This window comes from Citrobacter sp. Cf118 (genome assembly GCF_030334095.1).
Classification (GTDB): domain Bacteria; phylum Pseudomonadota; class Gammaproteobacteria; order Enterobacterales; family Enterobacteriaceae; genus Citrobacter; species Citrobacter freundii.
Genome location: NZ_JAOWES010000062.1, coordinates 166,827 through 181,486, shown reverse-complemented (window position 1 = coordinate 181,486; position 14,660 = coordinate 166,827). Strand labels below are relative to the sequence as shown.

At 53.5% G+C, this 14,660-nt stretch carries 11 protein-coding genes; 2 read left to right on the top strand and 9 right to left on the bottom strand.

The window, feature by feature from the left end:
* The first annotated feature begins 52 nt into the window (after positions 1 to 52).
* A complete protein-coding gene (gene folA / locus OGX67_RS05660) occupies positions 53 to 532 on the top strand; it encodes a type 3 dihydrofolate reductase (RefSeq protein ID WP_003018873.1) in 480 nt (159 codons plus the stop codon).
* 96 nt (positions 533 to 628) lie between these two features.
* On the opposite strand, the gene apaH is transcribed toward folA, so the two are convergent.
* Genes apaH through lptD form a run of 6 tightly spaced genes read right to left on the bottom strand, consistent with a single transcriptional unit; the run spans position 629 to position 7,371 of the window.
* Positions 629 to 1,477: a bis(5'-nucleosyl)-tetraphosphatase (symmetrical) ApaH gene (gene apaH / locus OGX67_RS05655; protein ID WP_016149534.1), complete on the bottom strand. Its 849-nt coding sequence runs from the start codon at positions 1,475 to 1,477 to the stop codon at positions 629 to 631.
* A 10-nt stretch (positions 1,478 to 1,487) separates the two neighbouring features.
* The gene (gene apaG, locus OGX67_RS05650; RefSeq protein ID WP_003018867.1) at positions 1,488 to 1,865 is read right to left on the bottom strand and encodes a Co2+/Mg2+ efflux facilitator ApaG/CorD; all 378 of its coding nucleotides are present in this window, start codon (positions 1,863 to 1,865) and stop codon (positions 1,488 to 1,490) included.
* Positions 1,866 to 1,867: 2 nt separating this feature from the next.
* Positions 1,868 to 2,689 (bottom strand): 16S rRNA (adenine(1518)-N(6)/adenine(1519)-N(6))-dimethyltransferase RsmA, encoded by an 822-nt coding sequence (gene rsmA / locus OGX67_RS05645; RefSeq protein ID WP_003018865.1) that lies wholly within the window; start codon positions 2,687 to 2,689, stop codon positions 1,868 to 1,870.
* Positions 2,682 to 3,674, bottom strand: coding sequence for a 4-hydroxythreonine-4-phosphate dehydrogenase PdxA (pdxA, locus tag OGX67_RS05640; protein ID WP_003018862.1), 993 nt, complete (start codon positions 3,672 to 3,674; stop codon positions 2,682 to 2,684). The genes rsmA and pdxA overlap by 8 nt, the downstream gene beginning before the upstream one ends.
* Positions 3,674 to 4,960 carry a peptidylprolyl isomerase SurA gene (gene surA / locus OGX67_RS05635; protein ID WP_003018860.1) on the bottom strand — a complete coding sequence of 429 codons (1,287 nt, stop codon included), beginning with the start codon at positions 4,958 to 4,960 and terminating at the stop codon, positions 3,674 to 3,676. Before surA ends, pdxA begins: the two co-directional genes overlap by 1 nt.
* 53 nt (positions 4,961 to 5,013) lie before the next feature.
* Entirely contained in the window at positions 5,014 to 7,371 is a 2,358-nt protein-coding gene (gene lptD, locus OGX67_RS05630) for an LPS assembly protein LptD (RefSeq protein ID WP_257651240.1), read from the bottom strand.
* A gap of 255 nt (positions 7,372 to 7,626) precedes the next feature.
* Between lptD and djlA the strand changes: the two genes are divergently transcribed.
* Positions 7,627 to 8,442 (top strand): co-chaperone DjlA, encoded by an 816-nt coding sequence (gene djlA / locus OGX67_RS05625; protein WP_003845702.1) that lies wholly within the window; start codon positions 7,627 to 7,629, stop codon positions 8,440 to 8,442.
* 95 nt (positions 8,443 to 8,537) lie between these two features.
* On the opposite strand, the gene rluA is transcribed toward djlA, so the two are convergent.
* The 3 genes from rluA to polB form a co-directional block, all read right to left on the bottom strand.
* Positions 8,538 to 9,197 (bottom strand): bifunctional tRNA pseudouridine(32) synthase/23S rRNA pseudouridine(746) synthase RluA, encoded by a 660-nt coding sequence (rluA, locus tag OGX67_RS05620; protein WP_032948503.1) that lies wholly within the window; start codon positions 9,195 to 9,197, stop codon positions 8,538 to 8,540.
* Positions 9,198 to 9,208: 11 nt separating this feature from the next.
* Positions 9,209 to 12,115 carry an RNA polymerase-associated protein RapA gene (gene rapA / locus OGX67_RS05615; protein WP_016149538.1) on the bottom strand — a complete coding sequence of 969 codons (2,907 nt, stop codon included), beginning with the start codon at positions 12,113 to 12,115 and terminating at the stop codon, positions 9,209 to 9,211.
* 131 nt (positions 12,116 to 12,246) lie between these two features.
* Positions 12,247 to 14,598 carry a DNA polymerase II gene (gene polB / locus OGX67_RS05610; RefSeq protein ID WP_257651239.1) on the bottom strand — a complete coding sequence of 784 codons (2,352 nt, stop codon included), beginning with the start codon at positions 14,596 to 14,598 and terminating at the stop codon, positions 12,247 to 12,249.
* Positions 14,599 to 14,660 lie beyond the last annotated feature (62 nt).

Genomic DNA, 14,660 nt, shown 5'->3' with positions numbered 1-14,660 from the left:
ATTGCGCTTTCCGTATAGTGGCGACAATTTTTTTGTATCCGGGAAATATTCAATGATCAGTCTGATTGCGGCGTTAGCGGTAGATCGCGTCATCGGTATGGAGAACGCCATGCCGTGGAACCTCCCTGCCGATCTCGCCTGGTTTAAACGTAATACCTTAAACAAGCCGGTTGTCATGGGACGCCACACCTGGGAATCCATTGGGCGACCGTTACCTGGGCGTAAAAATATCGTCATCAGCAGCAAGCCTGGCACTGACGATCGTGTGCAGTGGGTGAAGTCTGTTGATGAAGCCATTGCGGCCTGCGGTGATGAACCAGAGATTATGGTGATTGGCGGTGGGCGCGTGTATGAGCAGTTCCTGCCAAAAGCGCAGAAGCTGTATCTGACGCACATTGATGCTGAAGTCGAAGGGGATACGCATTTCCCGGACTACGAACCGGATGACTGGGAGTCGGTGTTCAGTGAATTCCACGATGCCGACGCGCAAAACTCTCACAGCTACTGCTTCGAGATTCTGGAGCGTCGTTAATCCTGTAAGTGCCGGATGGCGGCGAAACGTCTTATCCGGCCTACTCTTGTGCCAGATGTAGGCCTGATAAGCGTAGCGCCATCAGGCATAAATCTCTCAGGCGTTGACCGCTTCGCCAGGATCCAGATTCAGATGGCGATTTGATGGCTGCACAAAGTACTGTTTGTCTTCCCAGCGCAGACAGGTGAGATCGCCTCCCCAGCAACACCCCGTATCCAGCGCGTAAATACCTTCTGGTGTGCCTTTGCCTTCCAGCGATGCCCAGTGCCCGAATGCAATGCTGTACGCTTCACTGACAGGTCCAGGAATGGCAAACCACGGCTTCAGCGGGGCAGGTGCGTCTTCTGGTGACTCTTTGCTATACATATCCAGTTGACCGTTGGGGAAGCAGTAACGCATGCGGGTAAAGGCGTTGGTAATAAAACGCAGGCGTGCCAGCCCGGTCAGTTCCGGGGTCCAGTTATTGGGCATGTCGCCGTACATCGCATCAAGGAAGAAGGGATATGAGTCACTCGACAACACGGCTTCAACATCGCGAGCACAGTCTTTTGCCGTCTGCAGGTCCCACTGTGGGGTGATACCGGCATGTGCCATCACCAGCTTCTTCTCTTCGTCCACCTGCAACAGCGGTTGACGGCGGAGCCAGTTAAGTAATTCGTCGGCATCCGGTGCTTCGAGCAGCGATGTGACCCTGTCTTTAGGTTTATTACGACTGATACCAGCAAATACGGCCAGCAGGTGTAAATCGTGATTACCCAATACCAACCGTACGCTGTCGCCCAGTGATTTCACGTAGCGCAAAACGTCCAGCGAGCCCGGCCCACGAGCGACCAGATCGCCGGTGAGCCATAGGGTGTCTTTTTGGGAATTAAAGTCTACCTGATGCAGCAAGGCTACCAGTTCATCGTAACAACCGTGAACGTCGCCAATAAGGTATGTCGCCATAGTTATTGTTTTAATGAATGAGTGTTGGAACGGCGAGTCGGAATACGGGAATGTCGATGGTAAAGGCGATGCCTTGTTCATCGATCATTTCGTAGTGACCCTGCATGGTGCCCAGCGGCGTTTCAATCACCGCACCGCTGGTATACTGGTACTCTTCGCCGGGTTCGATATGGGGCTGGACGCCAACCACGCCTTCACCCTGGACTTCTGTTTCGCGGCCATGACCATTAGTGATTAACCAATAACGCCCCAACAGCTGCACAGGCGCTCGCCCCAAATTGCGGATAGTTACGGTGTAAGCAAAAACGTAACGTTCATCATCAGGTGAGGATTGCGCCTCAATGTAGACGCTTTGTACCTGAATGCACACTCGGGGCGAATTGATCATGTTTAACTCTCCTTCGATGGCGCGTTTTCTGACAGATAGTTAGCCATCCGGCAGTATTGCGCGACAGAGATATTTTCCGCTCGCATCGCCGGATCAACGCCCAGCTCTGTCAGTACTTCAACGCTAAATAGGTTGCCGAGACTGTTACGTACCGTTTTACGCCGCTGATTAAACGCTTCGGTGGTAATACGGCTCAGCACACGAACATCTTTAACCGGGTACGGCATCGTCGCGTGAGGGACCAGACGCACAACAGCTGAATCAACTTTAGGCGCTGGCGTAAATGCGGAAGGCGGTACTTCAAGTACCGGGATCACATTGCAGTAATACTGCGCCATGACGCTTAATCGACCATACGCTTTACTGTTTGGCCCTGCAACCAGACGATTGACCACCTCTTTTTGCAACATGAAATGCATGTCGGCAATGGCATCAGTATAGGAAAAAAGATGGAACATGAGTGGCGTGGAGATGTTGTACGGCAGGTTGCCGAATACGCGCAGCGGCTGACCCATCGTTTGTGCCAGTTCGCCGAAGTTCATGGTCATGGCATCTTGCTGATAAATCGTCAGCTTAGGCCCTAAAAACGGGTGTGTCTGTAAGCGTGCTGCCAGATCGCGGTCCAGTTCAATGACCGTGAGCTTGTCCAGACGTTCGCCTACTGGTTCGGTCAATGCCGCCAGGCCTGGGCCGATTTCGACCATAGCCTGACCTTTCTGCGGGTTGATAGCAGAGACAATACTTTCGATCACAAACTGATCGTTGAGGAAGTTCTGCCCGAAACGTTTTCGGGCTAAATGGCCCTGATGGACTCGATTATTCATTGGTATTAACAATCATTTTGATGGCGAGATTAAGCGCCGTAATAAAACTGCCGACATCTGCTTGTCCACGGCCCGCGAGTTCAAGTGCGGTGCCGTGATCGACGGATGTGCGAATAAAGGGCAGGCCCAGCGTGATATTCACACCGCGACCAAATCCCTGGTATTTTAGCACGGGTAGACCCTGATCGTGGTACATTGCCAGCACGGCATCCGCGTGGTCGAGATATTTGGGCTGAAAAAGCGTATCTGCGGGCAGCGGGCCGTTTAATTTCATCCCCTGCGCACGCAGTTCATCGAGTACCGGAATGAGGGTGTCTATCTCTTCCGTTCCCATATGGCCGCCTTCACCAGCATGCGGGTTAAGACCGCACACCAGAATATGTGGATCGGCAATGCCGAACTTAGTGCGTAAATCATGATGCAAAATGCCGATCACTTCCTGAAGCAGGGCGGGCGTAATGGCGTCGGCAACGGCTCTGAGCGGCAAATGCGTGGTTGCCAGGGCAACGCGCAGCTCTTCGGTCGCCAGCATCATAACAACTTTCTTTGCCTGTGAGCGCTCTTCAAAAAACTCGGTATGCCCGGTAAACGGAACGCCTGCGTCATTGATTACGCCCTTGTGAACCGGACCGGTGATCAACGCCGCAAACTCACCTTGCAGACAACCATCGCAGGCGCGAGCCAGCGTATCCACTACATATTGCCCGTTTTCTACCGCCAACTGACCCGCGACAGCAGGTGCCCGCAGCGCAATCGGTAACAGCGTCAATGTGCCTGCTGATTGCGGTCTGGCTGGGGTATCTGGAGAGTAGGGGAGGAGTGAAAGCGGTAAACCGAGCATTGCTGCCCGGTCACTGAGAAGTCCTGCATCCGCACAGACAACGAGTTCTACAGGCCAATCGCGCTGGGCGAGCTGAACCACCAGGTCCGGGCCAATCCCGGCGGGTTCGCCGGGAGTGATAACAACGCGTTGAGTACGAGCCATTAGTTGCTCAGAACTTTAACGTAAGCGCTGGCGCGCTGTTCCTGCATCCAGGTTGCTGCTTCTTCCGAGAATTTACGGTTCATCAGCATACGGTAAGCTCTGTCTTTCTGCGCCGCGTCAGTTTTATCAACGTTACGCGTGTCCAGCAGTTCGATCAGATGCCAACCGAAAGAGGAGTGCACCGGGGCGCTCATCTGGCCTTTATGAAGTTTGGTCAGCGCATCGCGGAAAGCTGGGTCGAAAATATCCGCTGCAGCCCAACCCAGATCGCCGCCCTGGTTGGCAGAGCCTGGATCCTGAGAAAACTCTTTAGCGGCTGCTGCGAAGGTAGTTTTACCGCTCTTAATATCTGCCGCGATTTGTTCCAGCTTCAGACGCGCCTGCTGATCGGTCATGATCGGCGACGGCTTAAGCAGAATATGGCGGGCGTGAACTTCAGTCACGGAGATGCTCTGGCTTTGGCCACGCATATCATTGACTTTCAGGATGTGGAAGCCGACACCTGAACGAATTGGGCCGATGATATCGCCTTTTTTCGCAGTGCTTAACGCCTGGGCGAAGATACCCGGCAGCTCCTGAATACGTCCCCAACCCATCTGGCCGCCTTTCAGCGCCTGCTGGTCAGCGGAATAAGTAATAGCCAGTTTGCCGAAATCACTACCGTTACGCGCTTCATCAACAACAGAGCGCGCCTGGCTTTCAGCCGCGTTAACCTGGTCGGAAGTTGGGTTTTCCGGTAATGGGATCAGAATGTGGCTCAGGTTCAGTTCGGTGCTGGCATCGTTTTGGTTGCCTACCTGTTGCGCCAGGGCATCCACTTCCTGAGGCAGGATAGTGACGCGACGGCGAACTTCGTTGTTACGCACTTCAGAGATGGTCATCTCTTTACGGATCTGGCTACGATAGGTCGAATAGCTTAAACCATCCTGTGCCAGACGACTGCGCATCTGATCCAACGTCATGTTGTTCTGCTTGGCGATGTTGGCAATAGCCTGATCCAACTGCTCGTCAGAGATTTTAACACCCATCTTCTGACCCATTTGCAGGAGGATTTGATCCATGATCAAACGTTCCAGGATCTGATGACGCAGCGTGGCGTCGTCCGGTAACTGCTGACCAGCCTGACCCGCATTAAGTTTTACTGACTGCATTAAGCCATCGACGTCGCTTTCGAGAACGACGCCGTTATTGACGACGGCTGCGACTTTATCGACTACCTGTGGGGCAGCGAAACTGGTATTCGCGATCATGGCGATACCGAGAAGCAGCGTTTTCCAGTTCTTCATACTTTTTCCATTTCAATTAACCGCGATGCGGATTACGTTGTAAATCAATCAGATCATAAAGAGCTTTGATACGGCAAAATGTTTGAACGCAACATTTGGTTGGTGCCGAGACCGTAGTTGGAGCTCAGGCCGCGCAGTTCGATATTAAAGCCGATCGTGTTGTCATAAATCGCGTGTTTCTGGGTGTTATCCCAGCCGTTCAGCTTACGTTCGTAACCGAAGCGAATGGCGTAACAGCAGGAGTTGTACTGCAAGCCCAGCATTGAATCCGCTGCTTTGTTCACATTGGTATCGAAGTAGTAAGCGCCGACAATCGACCAACGGTCGGCGATTGGGAAGCTTGCCACTGCACCGACCTGTGAAATCCCGTTTTTATACTGATCTGCCGTAGAGTATGTTGGCAGTGTCGCCTGGATATACTCCGGGCTGGCATAACGGTAGTTCAACTGCAGCATACGGTTTTCATCGCGGCGGTATTCGATACTGCTGCTACTGGTTGCAACGCTGTCCAGACGGGTATCGTACTGGATCCCACTGCGTAAACCCCAGCGATCGGAGATGCGCCAGTAGGTGTCACCCGCCCATACCAGTGAGCCCGTTTTGTCGTCATTCTCCCATTTAATGTTGTCATCGCCGGTGCGAGACTCGGTGAAATAGTAGATTTGACCCACAGAAATATTAAAACGTTCAACGGCTGCGTCATCATAAACGCGAGATGTGACTCCGGTCGTGACCTGGTTGGCGGAGGCAATGCGGTCCAGACCGCCATAGGTACGGTCACGGAACAGGCCGCTATAGTCAGATTGCAGCAGGGACGAGTCATAGTTATAGATATGACTTTGGTCGCGATACGGTACGTACAGGTACTGCGCGCGCGGCTCCAGCGTCTGGGTATAACCCGGCGCCAGCATTTGCATGTCACGCTCAAACACCATCTTGCCGTCAACTTTAAACTGCGGCATGACGCGGTTGGCTGAATCATCGAGCTTGTTAACGTTACTCGGGTTGTTGTTATACCAGTCCAGATTGGTCTGCTGATAGTGCGTTGCCAGCAGTTTCGCTTCGGTATTGATACTTCCCCAGTTATTCGATAACGGCAGGTTGATCGTCGGTTCAAGGTGAACGCGCGTCGCTTCCGGCATGTTGTCGTTGGTGTTAACGAAGTGCACCGCCTGACCATAAATACGGGTATCAAACGGACCAACGTCATTCTGGTAGTAGTTGACGTCTAACTGCGGCTGCGCAGAGTAGCTGTTACTGTTTTGCGCGTCGAAGACCTGGAACTGCTTGGTCGAAACCGTGGCATCAAAGTTCTGTACTGCGTAGCCGACGCTGAATTTTTGCGTGGCGTAGCCGTCGGTACTGGAACCGTATTTGTTATCGAAATCATTAAAATAGCTGGTGTCGCTGACCTTGGTATAGTCGACGTTGAAACGCCACACCTGGTCCAGTACACCGGCGTGCTGCCAGTAGAACAACCAGCGACGTGAATTGTCATCCTTCGGATGTTCGTCCTCATACACTTTATCTGAGTTCAGATAGTCGAACTCCATCAGGCCCGCACCCGCCTGGGTGAGGTAGCGGAATTCGTTCTCCCACATGATCCCGCCACGACGGTGCATATAATGTGGCGTGATGGTGGCGTCCATGTTGGGCGCAATGTTCCAGTAATACGGCAGGTAGAACTCAAAATAGTTATTGGTGGAATATTTTGCGTTCGGGATCAGGAAACCGGAACGGCGCTTATCGCCGACGGGTAACTGTAAATAAGGACTGTAAAAGACCGGAACCGGACCCAGTTTAAAACGGGCGTTCCAGATCTCTGCGACCTGTTCTTCACGGTCGTGGATCACTTCGCTACCGACGACGCTCCAGGTATCGGAACCCGGCAGACAAGAGGTAAAGCTACCGTTTTCCAGAATGGTATAACGGTTTTCCCCACGCTGTTTCATCAGGTCGGCTTTCCCGCGCCCCTGACGACCTACCATCTGGTAATCACCTTCCCAGATGTTGGTATCTTTGGTATTCAGATTAGACCAGCCCTTCGGTCCCTTCAGAATAACCTGATTGTCATCATAATGGACGTTGCCCAGCGCATCGACGGTACGTATTGGCTCCGGCTGGCCTTCAGCCTGCTTCTGATGAAGCTGTACTTCGTCGGCCTGCAGGCGGCTGTTACCCTGTGCGATGTCCACGTTGCCGGTAAACACCGCGTCATCGGGATAATTCCCTTTAGCGTTGTCGGCATTGATGGTGACGGGTAATTCATTAGTCTCGCCCTGTACCAGAGGACGGTCATAGCTCGGCACGCCCAGCATACACTGTGAGGCGAGATCGGCTGCCAGGCCCTGATGGCTATAGAGGGCACTGGCAATCATGGTGGCCAGAAGAGTGGGAATACGTTTTTTCATACGTTGTATTTATTGTTCCATCATCAGTAGCGTCGCGCGTGACAAACGGTCACAGCCTAACTTATCTCATCTTCACTGCGCTAGTGTTAATCCTGCCCATTTAGGCATCCGTGGTGTTAGGCACGGCATTGAATGACAGGTATGATAATGCAAATTATAGGCGATGTCCCACAATTGACCGCAGCCGTAAATCGGTAAAAGCACCTTATATTGTGGGACATAGCCTGGCTGAGAGCATAAAGATTTGGGGAGTCTATGCAGTATTGGGGAAAGATAATTGGTGTAGCCGTGGCCTTAATGATGGGTGGCGGCTTCTGGGGTGTGGTTCTGGGGCTGTTAGTTGGCCACATGTTCGACAAAGCCCGCATGCGCAAAATGGCGTGGTTTGCCAACCAACGTGAACGCCAGGCGCTGTTTTTTGCCACCACTTTTGAGGTGATGGGACATCTGACCAAATCCAAAGGTCGCGTCACGGAAGCCGATATTCATATCGCCAGCCAGTTGATGGATCGGATGAATTTGCACGGTGATTCGCGAACGGCTGCACAACACGCCTTCCGGGTAGGAAAATCGGATAATTATCCATTACGTGAAAAGATGCGTCAGTTTCGCAGCGTCTGTTTTGGTCGATTCGATCTGATCCGCATGTTTCTGGAAATTCAAATCCAGGCTGCATTTGCCGATGGGTCGTTACATCCTAATGAGCGTGAAGTGCTGTATGTGATTGCTGAAGAGTTGGGGATCTCACGTACCCAATTTGATCAGTTCCTGCGCATGATGCAGGGCGGCGCACAGTTTGGCGGCGGTTATCAACAGCAGTCTGGCGGCGGTGGCTGGCAGCAGGCGCAACGCGGCCCGACGCTGGAAGACGCCTGTAATGTGCTGGGTGTGAAAACGACCGATGATGCGACTACCATAAAGCGCGCTTACCGTAAGCTGATGAGCGAGCACCATCCGGACAAACTGGTCGCGAAAGGTCTGCCGCCAGAGATGATGGAAATGGCGAAGCAAAAAGCGCAGGAAATCCAGAAGGCTTACGAGTTAATCAAAGAACAAAAAGGCTTTAAATAATAATTATGCCGGATGCGGCTAGCGCCTTATCCGGCCTACGGTAATGAATGTAGGCCGGGCAAGCGAAGCGCCCCCGGCATAAATTGGCTCAGAATTTAAAAATCCGCCGGGACTTTAAACGTCATACTGTTGCCGTATTCGGGATGCGTGATGGTTAACATCTCTGCATGCAGCAACAGGCGCGGTGCTAACGCCAGCGCTTCCGGCGGAGCATAGAAGCGATCGCCGAGGATTGGATGCCCTAACGCCAGCATATGCACACGCAGCTGGTGGGAGCGTCCGGTAATCGGTTTAAGCACAACCCGGGCGGTGTTATCCGCCGTGAACTCCACCACCTCATACTCTGTCTGCGCTGATTTCCCGGTCTCATAACACACTTTTTGCTTTGGCCTGTTCGGCCAGTCGCAAATCAGCGGTAAATCAACCAGACCCTCGGCCGGAGCGGGATGCCCCCAGACGCGTGCAACATACTGTTTTTTCGGTTCGCGCTCGCGAAACTGGCGTTTTAGCTCGCGCTCTGCCGCTTTGGTTAGCGCGACTACAATCACGCCGCTGGTGGCCATATCCAGACGATGGACGGATTCAGCCTGCGGATAATCGCGCTGAATACGCGTCATCACGCTGTCTTTATGCTCATCCAGACGACCCGGCACAGACAACAAACCGCTCGGCTTGTTGACCACCATAATGTGCTCATCCTGATACAGGATGACCAACCAGGGTTCCTGCGGCGGATTGTAGTTTTCCATCCCCATGTATGGCTCCGTTACTGATGCGTCACGACGATCAGGCGCAGGGCATCCAGACGCCAGCCCGCCTGATCCAGGCTTTCCATCACCTGCTGACGGTTGCTTTCAATTGCGCTGAGTTCGTCATCACGGATGTTCGGGTTAACGGCACGCAGCGCTTCCAGACGGGAGAGTTCCGCAGTCAGTTTTTCGTCCGCTTCTTTACGCGCCGCGTCGATCAGCGCGCGGGCTGATTTTTCAACCTGCGCTTCACCGAGTTGCAGAATGGCATGAACATCCTGCTGCACGGCGTTAACCAGTTTGCTGCCGGTGTGGCGGTTAACGGCGCTGAGCTGACGGTTAAAGGTTTCGAACTCAACCTGTGCAGCGAGGTTATTGCCGTTTTTATCCAGCAGCATGCGTACTGGCGTTGGTGGCAGGAAGCGGTTCAGCTGCAGCTGTTTCGGCGCTTGCGCTTCAACCACATACACCAGCTCAACCAACAGAGTTCCGACCGGTAATGCTTTGTTTTTCAACAATGAAATGGTGCTGCTTCCGGTATCGCCGGAGAGGATCAGATCCAGACCATTACGGATTAACGGATGCTCCCAGGTAATAAACTGTGCGTCTTCACGCGACAGGGCGACATCGCGCTCGAACGTAATGGTGCAGCCATCTTCCGGCAATCCCGGGAAATCTGGCACCAGCATATGATCGGACGGTGTCAGCACGATCAAATTGTCACCACGGTCATCCTGATTAATACCAACGATATCAAACAGGTTCATGGCGAAGGCGATCAGGCTGGTATCATCGTCCTGTTCTTCAATACTCTCAGCCAGTGCCAGCGCTTTTTCACCGCCGTTAGAGTGGATCTCCAGCAGACGATCGCGACCTTGCTCCAGCTGAGCTTTCAGCGCGTCATGTTGTTCGCGACAGGTTTTGATCAGATCGTCAAAGCCATCGGTATTTTCTGGTTCAGCCAGGTAGCCGATCAGATTGTTATAGACCGTGTCGTAGATGGTACGGCCGGTCGGGCAGGTATGTTCAAACGCATCCAGACCTTCATGGTACCAGCGCACCAGCACGGATTGTGCGGTTTTTTCCAGGTACGGAACGTGGATCTGAATATCATGTGCCTGACCAATACGATCCAGACGGCCAATACGCTGTTCCAGCAGGTCCGGGTTGAACGGCAGGTCAAACATCACCAGATTGCTGGCGAACTGGAAGTTACGCCCTTCGGAGCCGATTTCAGAACACAGCATTACCTGGGCGCCGCTATCTTCTTCGCTAAACCAGGCTGCGGCGCGGTCACGCTCAATGATCGACATCCCTTCATGGAACACGGCAGCGCGGATACCTTCGCGCTCGCGCAGAACCTGCTCCAGCTGAAGCGCGGTGGTGGCTTTTGCACAGATAACTAATACTTTTTGCGAGCGGTGGCTGGTCAGATAGCCCATCAGCCATTCCACGCGCGGGTCAAAGTTCCACCAGGTGCCGGTATCGCCTTCGAATTCCTGATAAATCTGTTCCGGGTAGAGCATATCGCGCGCCCGGTCTTCCGCGCTTTTACGCGCACCCATAATGCCGGAGACTTTAATCGCCGTCTGGTATTGGGTCGGCAGCGGCAGCTTGATGGTGTGCAGCTCGCGTTTTGGGAAGCCTTTCACACCATTACGGGTGTTACGGAACAGCACGCGGCTGGTGCCATGGCGGTCCATCAGCATCGAAACCAGCTCCTGACGCGCGCTCTGGGCATCTTCGCTGTCGCTGTTTGCCGCCTGCAATAGCGGCTCAATGTCCTGCTCGCCAATCATGTCGCCTAACATGTTCAGCTCATTGTTACTCAGCTTGTTGCCTGCCAGTAACATAGCGACGGCGTCGGCGACCGGACGGTAATTTTTCTGTTCTTCAACAAACTGGGCGAAATCGTGGAAACGGCTAGGGTCCAGCAGGCGCAGGCGCGCAAAGTGACTTTCCATGCCCAGCTGCTCAGGTGTAGCGGTTAGCAGCAGGATACCCGGCACACGTTCTGCCAGTTGTTCAATGGCCATATATTCGCGGCTGGGCGCGTCTTCGCTCCACACCAGGTGGTGGGCTTCATCGACGATCAGCAGATCCCATTCGGCGTCACACAGATGCTCCAGGCGCTGTTTACTGCGACGGGCAAAGTCAAGCGAGCAGATGACCAGTTGTTCGGTTTCAAATGGGTTGTAGGCATCGTGCTGCGCTTCTGCATAACGCTCATCATCAAACAGTGCAAAACGCAGGTTGAAGCGACGCAGCATTTCGACCAGCCACTGGTGCTGTAATGTCTCCGGGACGATGATCAGCACGCGCTCTGCGGCGCCGGACAGCAGTTGTTGATGCAGGATCATCCCGGCTTCAATGGTTTTACCTAAACCCACTTCGTCTGCCAGTAAAACGCGAGGGGCATGACGACGGCCAACATCATGGGCAATGTTCAGTTGGTGAGGGATCAGGCTGGTACGTTGACCACGCAACCCACTCCACGGCATACGGTATTGTTCGCTCTGAAATTTACGCGCGCGATAGCGCAGAGCAAAGCGATCCATGCGGTCAATCTGGCCGGCAAACAGGCGATCTTGTGGTTTGCTGAATACCAGTTTGCTGTCGAGTAGTACTTCACGCAGCATGACACCGGTTTCTTCGGTATCCAGGCGGGTTCCGATATAGGCAAGCAGGCCGTTTTCTTCTTTTACTTCATCGACATGCAGTTGCCAGCCTTCATGGCTTGTTATCGTATCGCCAGGATTGAACATCACGCGGGTCACGGGGGAATCACTGCGCGCATACAGACGGTTTTCGCCCGTCGATGAGAAAAGTAATGTGACGGTTCGCGCATCCATGGCGACAACGGTACCAAGTCCCAATTCGCTTTCTGTATCGCTGATCCAGCGTTGACCAAGTGTAAAAGGCATATATGTTCGGCTCTATATCTTTAGTTGCAGGCAATACTCACCCTCTGCCAGAGTAAAGTGGCAGCAAGTGTATTGGGGTCCAGGAATGGAAAGGGCGCTATGGTACTGGATGGCGACGGTTTCGTCACGCGTCAAAATAACCCCAGTTGCCCTGTGAGTAGTGTAGCAAAATTATCGTCAATAAAGGGAAGAATTCCCTCGGCAACGGGTTGGATCTGGCGTGTCAGATAATGCTCGTAATCGAGCGCAGATAGCTGATAATCAACAGGTTCTGGGCCATTGACCGTCCAGACATATTTTATGGTACCGCGATTTTGATACTGCGGTGGACGCCCCAGCTTTACATTCTGCTCATCGGCGAGTCGCGCGGCACGCACGTGTGGTGGAACATTTCGCTGGTATTCGCTTAACGGGCGGCGCAGGCGCTTGCGGTACACCAGTTGTTCATCCATTTCACCGGTCATCAGACGGTCAATAGTCTCGCGAACAAACTCCTGATAAGGTTCGTTACGAAAAATTCGCAGGTATAGCTCCTGCTGAAACTGTTGGGCTAGCGGCGTCCAGTCGGTTCGTACCGTTTCCAGTCCCTTAAACACCATACGTTGTTCAGCGCCGTCCTGAATCATCCCTGCATAGCGTTTTTTACTGCCGGTATCTGCACCGCGAATGGTCGGCATCAGAAAGCGACAAAAATGGGTTTCAAATTCCAGCTCCAGCGCACTGGTCAGGTTTTGTTGTTTCAGCGACTGCGCCCACCAGTCGTTGACGTAGCTCACCAGCTCACGGCCAATCCGGGCGGCATCATCTTCTGAGTGCGCCTTTTTCAGCCAGACAAAGGTCGAGTCGGTATCGCCATAGATAACGTCGTAACCCTGAGCTTCAATCAGCGCTTTTGTCTGGCGCATGATCGCATGGCCGCGCATGGTAATGGACGAGGCCAGTCTCGGGTCGAAAAAGCGACAGGCGGTGGTTCCCAGCACGCCGTAAAATGCGTTCATGATGATTTTCAGCGCCTGCGAGAGCGGCTTATTGCCGCGGCGTTTTGCTTCATCGCGACCATGCCAGATCCGGGTCACGATTTCCGGCAGGCAGTGCTTTTCACGTGAGAACCAGGCGTCAAGGAACCCTTCGGTGCTGTGCTCCGGATCCGGCTGCGCCATTCCTTCGATAAGCCCCACCGGATCGATTAAAAAAGTACGTATTATTGAGGGGTACAGGCTTTTGTAATCCAGCACCAGTACCGAGTCGTATAAGCCGGGGCGCGAGTCCATCACGTAGCCACCGGGGCTGGCGTGAGCGGGGACTTCACCCAGGTTCGGTGCCACATAACCCGCCCGATGCATTCGTGGCAGGTAGAGATGTCCGAAGGCGGCAACTGAACCACCGTGCCGGTCGACCGGCAGACCGTTGACCGTTGACCGTTCCAGCAGAAATGGCATGATCTCGGTTTTATGAAAAATACGCGTGACCAACTCACAGTCTTTGAGATTGTAGGTGGCGAGCGCGGGCTTATCTTGGGCAAACCGGCGATCGATTTCGTCCATCCTGTCCCAGGGATTATCAATTGACTTCCCTTCGCCCAGTAGCTCCTGCGACACCGTCTCCAGCGAAAATGACGAGAAATTCCAGAATGCGGATTTGAGCGCCTCAATGCCGTCGATAATCAGGCGACCTTTAGCCTGCGCGAAGAACACGCCGTTTTTGAAGCCATGCTCGCGCCACTCCAGCTCGCTATTGTGACGACCAAAACGCAGGGGAATGCGGTAACGTTCGGCGTGCTTTTGCAGGACGCGTAAATCGAATTGCACGACGTTCCAGCCGATTATCACATCAGGATCGTGACGGGCAATCCAATCATTGAGCTTTTCCAACAACTGCGGGCGGCTTGCAACGTACTCAAGTTCAAAATCCAGCGCAGAGGCATCACCGTTTGCCGGGCCGAGCATATAGACAATACGCTGCCCACAGCCCTCAAGACCGATGCAGTAGAGTTCGCTGTGGCGCGTGGTTTCGATATCCAGCGATACCCATTTTAGCGGTGGTCGATAGTCAGGGTTCGGCTTCAGGCGGGCATTAACCAGCATGTCGTCATGTCTGTCGCCTTCGACCCAAACAGGGGAGGTGATAAAGCGCTCCATCAGATACCGCTCCGGCGGCCGTACGTCGGCTTCGTAGACGGTGACTGCGTTTTCGCGCAGCAGTTTTTCCAGCCGCATAAGCTGGCGATGTGAGCGGCAATACAGGCCGGAAACGGGCTGGCGGTGGAAGTCTTGCAACTGAAGAGGCGTCAGGCGATAGCCGTTTTCAGTACGTAATAATGACGTGACGCGAGGAACCTGACTGGTGGGAATAAACGCGACTGACTCCTGAGGCGCAAGCGTGACCTGCAGCGGCCCATCGTCTGTAGCCAGCCAGAATGAGACCTCAGTTCCCTGCGGAGTGTCCCGCCAGTGTCGGGTTAGAATAAAGCCTGCCTGCGCCACGCTGTGTATCCATTAAAAAACCAGGCATTATTATAGCCTGGTTCTGATAGATTGGCTGTGAT